Source organism: Flagellimonas sp. L-11, from assembly GCF_056857735.1.
In genome coordinates this window covers 57,226-69,544 of sequence record NZ_JBSXNR010000047.1, presented here as the reverse complement: position 1 = coordinate 69,544, position 12,319 = coordinate 57,226, and the positions used below count along the sequence as shown (strand labels likewise).

The 12,319-nt window shown below is 42.4% G+C and carries 11 protein-coding genes; 2 read left to right on the top strand and 9 right to left on the bottom strand.

What is annotated here, in order from left to right; genetic code table 11:
• Positions 1 to 23: 23 nt before the first annotated feature.
• The gene (locus AC13CC_RS07440) at positions 24 to 497 is read left to right on the top strand and encodes a CYTH domain-containing protein (protein WP_326279598.1); all 474 of its coding nucleotides are present in this window, start codon (positions 24 to 26) and stop codon (positions 495 to 497) included.
• Complete coding sequence (locus AC13CC_RS07435) at positions 491 to 1,165, top strand: lysoplasmalogenase (RefSeq protein ID WP_482876047.1); 675 nt, start codon at positions 491 to 493, stop codon at positions 1,163 to 1,165. The genes AC13CC_RS07440 and AC13CC_RS07435 overlap by 7 nt, the downstream gene beginning before the upstream one ends.
• A 5-nt stretch (positions 1,166 to 1,170) precedes the next feature.
• Here AC13CC_RS07435 and AC13CC_RS07430 read toward each other — a convergent pair whose 3' ends face one another.
• From AC13CC_RS07430 to AC13CC_RS07390, 9 genes are all read right to left on the bottom strand, one after another.
• Positions 1,171 to 2,460: an allantoate amidohydrolase gene (locus tag AC13CC_RS07430; RefSeq protein WP_482876046.1), complete on the bottom strand. Its 1,290-nt coding sequence runs from the start codon at positions 2,458 to 2,460 to the stop codon at positions 1,171 to 1,173.
• Positions 2,461 to 2,514: 54 nt separating this feature from the next.
• Positions 2,515 to 3,654, bottom strand: coding sequence for an AEC family transporter (locus AC13CC_RS07425; protein ID WP_482876044.1), 1,140 nt, complete (start codon positions 3,652 to 3,654; stop codon positions 2,515 to 2,517).
• Positions 3,654 to 4,853 carry a pyridoxal phosphate-dependent aminotransferase gene (locus AC13CC_RS07420; RefSeq protein WP_482876042.1) on the bottom strand — a complete coding sequence of 400 codons (1,200 nt, stop codon included), beginning with the start codon at positions 4,851 to 4,853 and terminating at the stop codon, positions 3,654 to 3,656. Before AC13CC_RS07420 ends, AC13CC_RS07425 begins: the two co-directional genes overlap by 1 nt.
• Before the next feature lie 139 nt (positions 4,854 to 4,992).
• Positions 4,993 to 5,595: a TetR/AcrR family transcriptional regulator gene (locus AC13CC_RS07415; RefSeq protein ID WP_482876040.1), complete on the bottom strand. Its 603-nt coding sequence runs from the start codon at positions 5,593 to 5,595 to the stop codon at positions 4,993 to 4,995.
• 11 nt (positions 5,596 to 5,606) lie between these two features.
• Positions 5,607 to 7,007: an efflux transporter outer membrane subunit gene (locus AC13CC_RS07410; RefSeq protein ID WP_482876039.1), complete on the bottom strand. Its 1,401-nt coding sequence runs from the start codon at positions 7,005 to 7,007 to the stop codon at positions 5,607 to 5,609.
• Between the two features lie 18 nt (positions 7,008 to 7,025).
• Complete coding sequence (locus tag AC13CC_RS07405) at positions 7,026 to 10,169, bottom strand: efflux RND transporter permease subunit (protein ID WP_482876037.1); 3,144 nt, start codon at positions 10,167 to 10,169, stop codon at positions 7,026 to 7,028.
• Positions 10,170 to 10,201: 32 nt separating this feature from the next.
• On the bottom strand, positions 10,202 to 11,284 hold the full coding sequence (locus tag AC13CC_RS07400) for an efflux RND transporter periplasmic adaptor subunit (protein ID WP_326279583.1): 1,083 nt from the start codon (positions 11,282 to 11,284) through the stop codon (positions 10,202 to 10,204).
• Positions 11,285 to 11,336: 52 nt separating this feature from the next.
• Positions 11,337 to 11,816, bottom strand: coding sequence for a GbsR/MarR family transcriptional regulator (locus AC13CC_RS07395; protein ID WP_482876034.1), 480 nt, complete (start codon positions 11,814 to 11,816; stop codon positions 11,337 to 11,339).
• 103 nt (positions 11,817 to 11,919) lie between these two features.
• Positions 11,920 to 12,318 carry a hypothetical protein gene (locus AC13CC_RS07390; protein ID WP_326279579.1) on the bottom strand — a complete coding sequence of 133 codons (399 nt, stop codon included), beginning with the start codon at positions 12,316 to 12,318 and terminating at the stop codon, positions 11,920 to 11,922.
• Position 12,319 lies beyond the last annotated feature (1 nt).

Genomic DNA, 12,319 nt, shown 5'->3' with positions numbered 1-12,319 from the left:
AAATTTAGGGTATATTTAGTTTGATGGAACATTTGGAAATAGAACGAAAGTTTTTAGTTAAATCTGATGAGTTTAAGCAGAAGGCCACATCCCAAACCCGAATAGTGCAGGGATTCTTGAATACAGACCCTGATAGGACAGTAAGGGTAAGGATTAGGGGAGACAAAGGTTTTTTAACCGTAAAAGGGGCCAGCAACGAATCGGGAACCACAAGATTTGAATGGGAAACGGAAATTACTGCTGCGGAAGCGACCAACCTCATTGATCTGTGCGAAGCAGGCATTTTGGAAAAAATACGTTTTGAGGTGCCCTTTGGAAACCATTTGTATGAAGTGGATGAGTTTTTGAGCGAGAACAAAGGCCTAATTTTGGCAGAAGTGGAACTCAACCATGAAGACGAACGTTTTGAAAAGCCCGAATGGTTGGGCGAGGAAGTAACCGGTCAAATCCAATACTACAATTCCCAGTTAAGTAAGAAACCATTTAGGGAATGGTAACCGGATCCCGAATAGCAGCAGGAACAATCAATATATTGATTGTAATTAGTGCCGTTTTGGCCATTTACTTTGGTCTTTACGAACACAAGCAACTTTTTATGCTATTCAAGCCGTTGACCACGATTTTGATGATGACTTTACTATTCTTTACCCCAAAAAAGAGTTACGTACCATTGGGCAGAATGGTAACTATTGCCTTGGTTTTATGTTTGTTAGGGGATCTTCTGTTGCTCTTTGAAGACTATTTCTTGTTGGGCCTTGTTGCATTTTTATTGGCCCATATCTTTTTCTCTGTGGCATTTATCCAGTATAAGGGATTTTACAAAAATTGGATTCCCTCTTTGATACTCTTTGGCATAGGCGGGGTATTGTTCTTCTGGTTAAGGCCAGGTTTGGGAGATTTGCTACTGCCCGTTTCCATTTATGTGGGGATAATCACGTTTATGGCATTGCAAGGGGTGGGTTTGTACCTGCGTGAAAGGAACAATACGCATGCATGTATGGCCATGGGGGTATTGTTTTTTATGCTTTCGGACACTCTATTGGCTTTTGCCAAGTTCAAGGCCCCGTTTTACCTATCGGGACCATTGATTTTGGCTACTTATTGGTTAAGCATCGGTTTGATTGCAAACGCTACTCGCCAAATAGTTTTAAGAACAGAAGACTGAACAAATCAATCTAACTTCTTGTCCAAGGACAAAATGGAATGCAGAAGCACATTGGCACCATTCGCCATATCTTCTGCCGAAGTAAACTCTTTGGGCGAGTGGCTGATACCTCCCTTGCTCGGCACAAAAATCATCCCAACAGGTGCGAATCTTGATATGTCTTGAGCGTCATGGCCAGCGCCACTGGGCATATATTTATAGGTTAATCCAAGGGTCTTTGCTGATGCCTCGATTTCCTTTTGAATGCTTGTATTGGTCAAGGCAGGTTCCGCTGTTGTGTCCAAGGGCAAAAATTCCACGGACACATTGGAAGCTTTGGCTATCTTCTCCGTTTTTTCCTTGATAGCCTCGTATACCTTTTGAATCACTTCGGAGGATAGGTCACGTATCTCTAAACTTGCAATGACCTTATCAGGTATTACGTTTGGAGCACCTGGCTCGGCCTTAATCCGACCCACTGTGCCTACTTGAGAACCTTCAAAACTATTGGTGACCTCATTTACGGCCACAATATATTTGGCTGCCGCCAGCAGTGCATCTTGCCTCGCATCCATGGGCGTGGTGCCTGCGTGATTGGCAAAGCCTGTAAAGACAACATCCCACCAATTAAGGCCAACAATACCTTCGACAATGCCAATATCCAATTTTTCTTTTTCGAGTTTGCCTCCTTGCTCAATATGAAGTTCCAAGAAGGCTGCTAGGCTACCTTTTTTGCGTTTGGCCTCTTCCAGATTCGTGGTATCTCCCCCAATGCGCATAATGCCATCACCCATGGAATATCCCGTAGAATTTACCACCGAAAGGGCCGATTTCCCAAGGTTTCCTGCCATGGCTCTGCTCCCCATCACACCACCTTCTTCATTCGGAAAAATGATTACTTCCAGCGGGTGGTTGGTTTCTATATTGTTCTCGTTAAGGGTTTCAATCACTTCCAAAGCCGCCATAGAACCCAAACAGCCATCATAATTCCCACCATTGGGCACCCTATCAATATGGGAGCCAAAAGCAATTGGCTTTTTTGAGGAATCTGTTCCTTGCCTTGTTCCAATAATGTTTCCTGCAGCATCAACCTTCACCCTCATACCAAAACCCTTTAGGGTTTTGATCACCCAATTTCGGGCATCGATATCCGCATCACTAAAGGCAACACGCTCCGTTTCTCCATTTTCCTGCAGTCCAAATTCAGCAAGATTAAATATTCTCTTTTCTAGTCGGTGTTGATTGACTTTTGGTTGCTGAGCAGATAGCACTCCAACGACAAAAAGGGCTAAAATATTAGTGAGCAGTACTTTCATGGTTTCCTGATTTTTTGAAAGTTAGGGATTTAAAAATAACTTTTTTCAGAAAACCTAGGCAGCTTTTTCTGTGGAAGCAGAATTTATTTCATGATCGATTAATTTTTGCTCGGACCATTTTTTTTTGCTTACACCACTGATCAATGGAATCACAAAACCAACTGTTATGAGCACAACGCCCATCATGAAAAAATTTAATGGATTCATAAAGAAAGAACCGCTATTTAAAGTTGCCAAGATCAAGATGGTGGACAATGGGAATGACAATGCCAATATGGCCACACCAAAATCACTGCTGAATGTTTTTTTCTTGGATTTTTTGTCCACCTCCATACTATCTACTGCAGCGATATGTGCGTAGGGCCAAAAACTACAGGCACTTAGGCCAAAGGCTATGGTCAACAAAATTTCATTTCGAGCTTCAATTCCTGTTATGGTCATGAAAATCCATGAAATCAATAAAACCAATCCTGCGCGGATACACAACAGGGAAAAAATCTGGAAGAACTGTTTTCTTTTGATTTTGACCGCCAATCCAATAAATAAGAGCACCAAAGGCGTCATGATCAGACTTAGCTTTTCAAGGGTCTCGCTTAAGAAAAAGGGAAGCGAATTCATGCTGACCCCAAAGACCAACAAAACCAAAGCTGCTCCAATAAAGATGTTTACAGGTTCCGAAACCATTGCTTTGATCAAGGGCTTTAGTTTGGTTCCACCATTCTTTTTCTGGGTGGATTGAAGGTTGTAGTGCCAGTTCATGGCGACCAAGTACAGAAAGAAGAGTACAAAAACCTTGTTTCCAAGGTCGGACATGGCGGCCTTTGCCAAATACTCCTCTCCTAAAAACTCCAAAATAAAGGGGAAAGAGGATAGACCTGGCGCAAGCGAGGGAACCAATAGTTTTGCAGTTCTGAACTCCGATGTTCCTTTGCCGATGCCCATTAGGGGCAAAATAAGGGGCATGGCAAAAAACAACAATAGGTTAAGTCCAAGCGCTAACAGGGGCAATATTAATAGATGCAACTCTACCTTTACCCCCAACAACGCGATAAAAATGGTAGCGGGCAGCGCAAGGTTTAGAATTACCTTTTTTATTCCTGTAATCTCTTCTTTGGACTTGAATTTTACTTTTAGTAAAACCCCAATAAAGATGAAAAAAAGAAATACAATGGTTTTTTGAATTCCTACCTCCACTATGCCAACACTTTATTGAGTGCTGCGGTAAAGGTTTTCATTTCGTTCATGGTTCCCATACTAACACGGCACCAGTTTTGGTCCATAAATTGGAAAGCGCGAACCCCCACTTTTAGCTCGGTCATTTGTTCCAAAAACGCCCTGCCCTCCATTTCAATAGGGAAAATGATAAAACTTGTTGAAGAGGGGACATAGGAAGTGATGCCCAATTTTTTGAGGCTTTGGTAAACATATTCCCTGCAATCAGCGTTCAGGGTACGAGATTTATCTATAAACTCAGTATCGTCCATGGCGGCCATGGCGGCGTAAACAGAGGGCAATGTAATTCCCATGCCTCCTCTAGTTATTTTTTGTAATCTTCCCAAAGTTTCCTCCAGGGCAACAATGTATCCAATACGTAGGCCGGCCATTCCATGTATTTTGGAGAAAGTCCTGGCAATAATCACGTCTTTACCTTCATTTACCAAGGAGACCATACTCTTTTTGGCTCCTTCATCCAAGAACCATAAGTAGGCTTCATCAACAAAAACGGGAACTTTTTCCGATACTCTGGAACAGAAATCCACCAGTTCCTTATGATCTGTCAAGGAACCTGTGGGGTTGTTCGGGTTACATATATAAACCAATTTGGTTTGGTCGTCAATAGCTTCCTCCATGGCCTTAAGGTCGTGCGACCAGTCATCTTTTAATGGAACGGGCTTCCATGAAGCACCAACAGATTCGGCCACTCTAATGAGCGACATATAAGCTGGGTCTGCAGAGACAACGTTCCCACCGTTCATAAAGAGCACCATGGCCGTTTTTTCCAATAAATCGGAAGAGCCGGGTCCCATCATTATGTTTTTGCTCTCAACACCTTCAAAGTTGGCAATTTTGTCCACTAGTTGGAACAATTCCTTCCATGCATATCTATTTCCTCCCGAAGCTGAATCCTTAAATGCTTCCAGTGCCATAGGGGATGGACCGTAGGGGTTCTCGTTGGCATTTAATTTTGCTGCCAATTCTGGCAAGACAGCTTCAGGTTTTGGCAAATATTCTTTAAAGAATGGACTATAGATTGCGTTGCCCTCGACGTCCAAGGTTAATGGAGCCTTTGGCGTTTCGGCCAATCCAATATAGGGTAAGGCCATTGCACCACCTGTGGTGAGCACACTTTTTCTTATCCAATCGCGTCTGTTGATGTTAGTTGTAGTCCCCATTGGTTTTTAGTTTTTAGAAGAACTTAAAATTAGACTATGATTTTGGCAAAATCAATGCTAAAAACTTAAAAATCAGTCATTTAAAGAGGGATATCTTAAAATTGAGGGGGTTTATTTAGAAAATTGATAGGAAGGAGTACTATTGTAAGGGGCTTTTTTGAAGATATTCCAATGTGAGAATACCCCGTAGATTGTTGATAATGATATGGTCCAGCAACTCGTGGATGCTATATTCATCGAATAGATTGGCCTTTGAATACACGGTCTCCTCCATTCGGGACAAAAATAATGTACAGACCAATTCAACATTGACATTGTTTCTGACTTGCCCCAATTCTTGGGCTTTTTTTAAAAGGGGGCATACAATATTCCATACAATGTCCTTTTTTACTTGGGCGTATATTTCATAAGCCTTGGGATAATATTTGTGGAGCCCGTGCAGAAAAGCGGGGTTGATTTCCTGAAAGGTGATCAACCCTTGCTTATATATAAATATTACCGTGGTAAGGGGTTGGTCCTCGTTGGGATTTTCGAGCATGTAATTGTCCACATTGGCCCGAATGTTGTCTAAGTAATACCCAAGACTTTCCTTTACCAGCTTTTCTTTGCTGTTGAAATGTTTGTAGAGGGTTTTTTTGGAAATACCCAGATTTTTGGCCAGTTCATCCATGGAGAACCTTTTGCTCCCAAACTTTGTGAAGTTTTCAATGGCATAGGCCAATATGTCCTTTTTGTCCCCCAATGTAAACGTTTTTATTTCCAGCCTCCCCCAAGGGCCCTGTACAGTTCCACAATGGCGCTAAGTTGGGCGTATTGTGTATCTACGTAATTGAGTTCGGAGTTCAATGCATTTTGACGTGCGGTCAATACTTCCAAATAATTCGCGAGACCATTGTTCAAAAGCTCTTCGGAATAATCTTCGGCTGTTGAATAGGCTTCGAGTTCTTTGGAACGGGCCTCCATTTTTTGGGTTTCCGCTTTATAAGTATAAAGGGCGTCGCTCACTTCTCTTCCTGCCGTGAGCAATGCTTGTTTATAGCTCAACAATGCTTGTTCTTGTTGGGCCTTGGCAACTTCCACTTGGGTGCGCAACCGTCTTCCGTTAAAGAGGGGTTGTGTCAAAGAACCTACCAAAGTTGAAAAGAGTGAGCTCGCATCCAACCAATTATCAAACTCCAAACTCTGAAAACCTCCCGAAGCGGATAAACTCAAAGAGGGATATAGACTACTTTTGGCCACATTGGTCAATTCAAATGCATTAATGAGGCCATATTCTGCCTGCATCACATCGGGCCGATTGGCAAGTAACAAGTAAGGTACCCCGGTGCTCAATTCTGTATCAATGGTTTGATTGTCCAAGTCGCCACGCTGTATTTTTTGTGGTCCTTCACCTAATAGCATACTAAAGGCGTTTTCCAAAAGTTTGATGTTGTTCTCCAGATCGATTACAATAATTTCGGTGGTATGGACTTGTGCTTCGGTCTGTTTTACCGCAACTTCGGTCACCTGACCGGCATCTTTTAGGGCGATGGTGGTTTCCAGACTGTTTTTTCTGGCTTCCAAGGTTTGTTTGGCAACTTCCAATTGTTTATCCAATGCCATTAATTGATAGTAGGTGCTGGCTATGTTCGCCACCAATTCCGTTTTTACGGCTTGATGCGCGGTAACGCCCTGTAGATAGGCCGCACCAAAAGCTCTTTTATTACTTCTGATCTTGCCCCAAACATCGGCTTCCCACGAGAGGGCGCCGGAGAGTTCGTACTGCTCCAGGGCACTTGTAAAAAAGCTACCAAACTGACTGTTTCGCGAGTTTTTTGTCCGTGTGAAGCTGGCCGTTCCTGAAAGGGTTGGATAATATCCGGCTTTTCCTTGTTTAAGGTAAGCTTCGGCGGCCATTACGTTTTGCAGGGCAATCCTAATGTCAATATTATTCTCTAACCCTTCTTCAATATACGATTTCAACTGTTCATCATTGAACAAGTCTCTCCAAGACACATCTGCCATGGAAACACTGTCCTGCGGCAGATTGTCCGTTCTGTATAGATTCTCAGTTTCTACCTCTGGTCTAGCGTAGTTTTTTGCCACAAAACAAGATTGTAGCAATAACGGTACCGAGAGTAACAGGATGAATTTATATATGGATTTTATTTTCATGTTTTTTAAGCTTTGTAATTAAGCATTGTTTACTTTGATGGATTCCGGTTTTCCCGATATGCGTTCTTGCAGCGCTTGGAACACTACAAAGAGCACAGGTACCGCAAAAACTCCCAAAATGGTTCCGACCAGCATACCCCCAACAGCACTTACACCTATGGATTGGTTTCCTACGGCTCCGATTCCTGATGAAAGTGCCAATGGCAATAGACCAAATATGAAGGCGAAAGATGTCATCAAAATTGGGCGGAGCCTGGCACGTGCCCCATCTGCGGCAGCATCAAAAAGGGATAGTCCTGCCCGTCTACGTTGCAGGGCAAACTCCACGATCAAAATGGCGTTTTTGGCCAACAGACCAATCAACATGATCAGGGCAATCTGGAAATAGATATTGTTCTGCAAGCCTGCCAAGTTGATGAAAAGAATGGCTCCTGCAATACCAAAGGGCAGCGACAACAAAATGGAAAGCGGTAGTATATAACTTTCGTATTGTGCACTCAGCAAGAAATAAACAAACACCAAACTCAATATAAATATGAGGATGGTCTGTGAACCGGCATTGCTTTCTTCCCTTGTAAGGCCGGAGTAATCGTAGGTGTAGGTAGTTGGCAATACTTGGGCGGCCACTTCTTCAATAGCGGTAATGGCATCACCGGTACTGTAGCCCGGATTGGGAACTCCTGTTATGCTTACGGAACTCAACAAGTTGAATCGTTGCACAACCTCGGGACCATAAATTTTCTTTAGGTCCACAAACTGGCTTACAGCGACGGATTCGCCATTGGCATTCCTAACAAAAATATGGTTCAAAGAGTTCTCGTTGGCCCGATCTTCGGGTTTGGCCTGGATCATAACACGGTACTGCTTACCAAATTTGTTGAAATCGGTAGCATAAATACCTCCAAAATAACCTTGGAGCGAATTGAAAATATCGGTTGCTGTCAACCCGGCCATTTTCACCTTCTCCATGTCAATGTCCAAATTGTACTGTGGAAAACCGGGGTCGAACTGCGAAATGGCATACTGAATTTCCGGTCTGGCATTGAGTGCTCCCAAAAATTGGTTTTTTACATCGTTGATGGAATTCCAGTCTTCGCCCGTTTTGCTCTGAAGCTGTACCTCAAAACCGGAACTGGTACCAAAACCTTGAATACTTGGAGGCGTAAAGTAAATGATCTCGGCATCATTGAAACCTGCCGTAATTCCGTACAGCTTTTGCATGGTCGCATTAACGGACAAAGAATCTGCATCTCTTTCGCTCCAATCTTTCAGCTTCATGATAGAGAATGCATAAGACCCAGCACTTACTCGGTTCAATAAACTAAACCCGGCCACACTCATTCTAGCGTCGATCACGTCCATGGATTCATAAATGGAATCCAGCTTCATGATGGTCTCCTCTGTTTTTTCAATGGTTGTTCCCGGAGGCATGCTCACATTAACAAAGATCATCCCACGGTCTTCATCTGGCACAAAACCAGAGGGGGTTGATTTGAACAGGAATATGGCCAGTGCACTAAAACCAAGTAAGAGAGCAAGGGTTATCCATTTTCTTTTCACCAAAGTACCAATGGTATTGGTGTATTTATTTGTCATGGCCGTAAAACCAATGTTGAAAGCCTTAAAAAAACGGTTCAAGAAATTGGATTTTTTACCTTTTTCTGGATTATGGGGCTTTAGGAACAATGCCGCCAAGGCAGGACTCAATGTCAACGCATTAACGGCTGATATTAAAATAGCAACGGCAAGGGTAATACCAAACTGTTGGTAGAAAACACCTGAAGACCCTTTGATAAAGGAAACCGGGATGAATACCGCCGACATTACCAAGGTAATGGAGATAATGGCCCCAGATATCTCGCTCATGGCATTTTTGGTTGCGGTTTTCGCAGAGTCGGCTCCTTCTTCCAACTTAGCGTGTACCGCCTCGACCACCACAATGGCATCATCCACCACAATACCAATGGCCAAAATCATAGCAAAAAGAGTGAGCATATTGATGGAGTATCCGAACAATTGCAGGAAGAAAAAAGTACCCACAATGGCCACGGGCACCGCAATGGCGGGAATAAGTGTAGATCTAAAATCCTGAAGGAAGAGGAACACCACAATAAACACCAAGATAAATGCCTCGATCAATGTTTTTACAACGTGATCGATGGAGGCATCCAAGAAATCTTTGGAGTTGAAGGGGATTACATAATCCAACCCTTTTGGAAAATCTGCTTTGGATTCTTCCAAGATGGTTTCAATTTCGTCGATGATTTCCTTTGCATTGGATCCAGATGTTTGGTAAACCCCCACAGCAACACCGGGGTTTCCCATACCGGAGTTTTTTCTAACGTAGCTTAGTGCTCCCAACTCGATTTCGGCAACATCTTTTAAGCGAAGAAACCCTCCGTCTTCAGTAGTTTTTAGAATAATGTTTTCATATTCTTTTACTTCGGAGAGCCGTCCTTTGTATTTCATCACATATTCAAAAATACCATCAGCATTTTCTCCAATTTTACCGGTTGCCGCTTCGGTATTCTGTTCTCTTAATGCCGCTTGGATATCGGCTGGCACCAAATTGTATGCAGCCATTTTATCAGGAGAGATCCATATCCGCATGGAATAATCTTTGGCCCCAAATACGTTAACGTTACCAACTCCTTTGATCCGTTGTAATTGCGGAACCAGGTTTATTTTGGCGTAGTTCTCCACAAAGGTGGCATCGTAATCCTCATTTTCAGAGTAAATGGAGAAAAATAGCAATGCACTGTTTTGGGCCTTTTGGGTAGTTACCCCTGTGTTTATAACTTCTTGCGGCAACAAGCTGTTGGCCCTTGCAACTCGGTTTTGAACATTTACCGCTGCAATGTCGGGGTCAACGCCAAGTTCAAAAAATACGCTGATGTTGGCTGCCCCATCGTTACTGGCGGATGAGGTCATGTAGGTCATGCCCTCCACACCGTTGATCTGCTCTTCAAGTGGAATCACTACACTTTTTAGTACTGTTTCGGCATTTGCTCCGGTATAATTGGCGTTAACCTGAACGGTTGGCGGAGCAATCTCCGGATACTGTTCTACGGGTAAAGTACTAAGCCCCAGAATACCCAATATCATAATAATTACGGATATTACAGTGGAAAGTACAGGACGATCTATAAATTTTTGGAACATATATAATTTGTTCTATAAATGATTGATGGCAATTATTGTTTTACGGGATTGATGGTTTGACCATCTTTTAGTTTGGACACTCCTTCGGTTACGATGGTGCTTCCTTCTTCCAAACCTTCGTTTACGATGAACTCCTTATCGGTTTGTGCGACAATGTTCAATGGTTTTGTATTTACCGAGTTGTCATCATTCAATATAAATACCATTTTGGTTCCTTGGAGGTCAACCGTGGCAAATTGAGGGATAACAAAAGTATTTTCGTAGGTAGACGGCACCTTTATGGTTCCCGTACTGCCAGAGCTCAACAATTGGTTGGGGTTGTCAAAATCCGCCCTAAGGGTTACACTTCCTGTGGTTGGGTTGATAATGTTGTTCACCATGGCAATTTTTCCCTTTTGCGGATAGGTTTCACCATTGACCATCACAAGCTCTACTTCCGGAGTATTTTCAGATGAAATGGGAGCTCCTTTATCTGCCATTTCACTCTTCATTTGTAACAATTGTTTCTCGGTCATGGAAAAGTATGCACGAATGCTACTAATGTCGGATACCACGCTAAGTGGCTCCCCCATAGTGCTGCTTACCAAAGCGCCCACTTTATAGGGAATCTCACCAATGTACCCGTTTACCGGGCTCACTATATTGGAATAGCCGATGTTGGCGGCAATACTGTTATAGTTGCTTTTTGCCTGTTCCAATTGAGCTTTAGCGGTTTCCAATTGCACCTCGCTAATAATGTTTTTCTCAACCAAGGGAACCAGCTTGTCCACTTCCACCTGTGCCAAATTTACCGCCGCTTTTGCAGCTTCGGCATCTTGGGAAAGCGTTTGTGTTTCCAGTTTAAAGAGCAACTGCCCTTTTTTTACTTTTTGTCCTTCTTCTACATATATGTTTTGAACAAATCCAGCAACCTTTGGCCAGATTTCTACATTTTGTAGACCTTGAATATTGGTGGAATACGAATTATATATTGTAATATCCTGTTTTTTAAGCGTACTCACTTTGAGCGAGGGCGCTTGCGGCACAGTGGCTTGCTGTTGGTTTTTACCCCCACAGGACATGAACAAGAGCACACCTGTTGCTACTATTATTGATTTGATTGTTTTTGTTTTCATGAACAAACTAAGGTTGTTAGGGTTATTGTTGGGTTTATGACTGTTGGAGAGATTACTCATCTATAATGGATTCTAATTTTTTGATGGATTTTTTAAGGATTTTTTCGTTATCGCTTACATAATCCAGATACACTTTGGTTCTTACTTGACCTTCTTCATATTTTTTAGGGCTATTTTTTTTATGATAGCCCAAAACCAAGGTGATTATACTTTTTTCGGTTTCCATACGACTCAAGTTTTGTTGAAGCTTAGAAAGAAAGAAGTTCTTTTTCTTGGCAGTGGTGAAATACCTTCTTCTATCACTGGGTTTGGTAAAGTAGGTAACCAGGCCCATGTTTAATAAAAGGTTCAAAGAGGTAGAGGTAGAGCTTTTGCTTGCACCCCGTTTTTCCAAACAATCCTCAAAGGTGATTCCGTCCTCATCGGTTAAAATGAGTATTGCATATATGCGGGCGGCCAGGGGAGGCAAGTTGTGTTCCTTCTCTAAATGAAGCCCTAAAGTTTCTATTATTTCTTCCTTCGTTTTTTCCATAGATGGATTTTTGAAGGTGCAAAATTAATATTGGTTCGGAACAAACCGAACTAACAAGAACTAAATTTTTGTTAAAAGAAAGTGTTCGTTGACAAAACACCTATCAATGCTTAGCTAGAATTCCTTCCTTATCTATAATTGGAATTGTGGTAAGATGGTCTTCGGCAATAGTATGTTTGGGGAATAGGAACCTCTTTTCAAACAGTTTGTTTTCTGCAAAAAAGGTAACAAAGAATTCATTGTTGAGGGCCAGCACTTCTTCTTGCAGGAATTCAATTTTTTTAAAGGACTTGGGTTCAACAACCCCTATGCCGTGTCGCATGGTAGAGGTTTTTTTATCCTCGTCAAAACCTTTGGAAACAACAATGGTCATTTCAATGGCATCTTTTCTGTTATTGATCAGATAGGCATTCCAGTCTTTGGACAGAAATTCATCGTTCCACTCGCGGATTACAGCAACATGAACATCCTTGGCTACGGGAATTTCAATATCCTTTTTCATA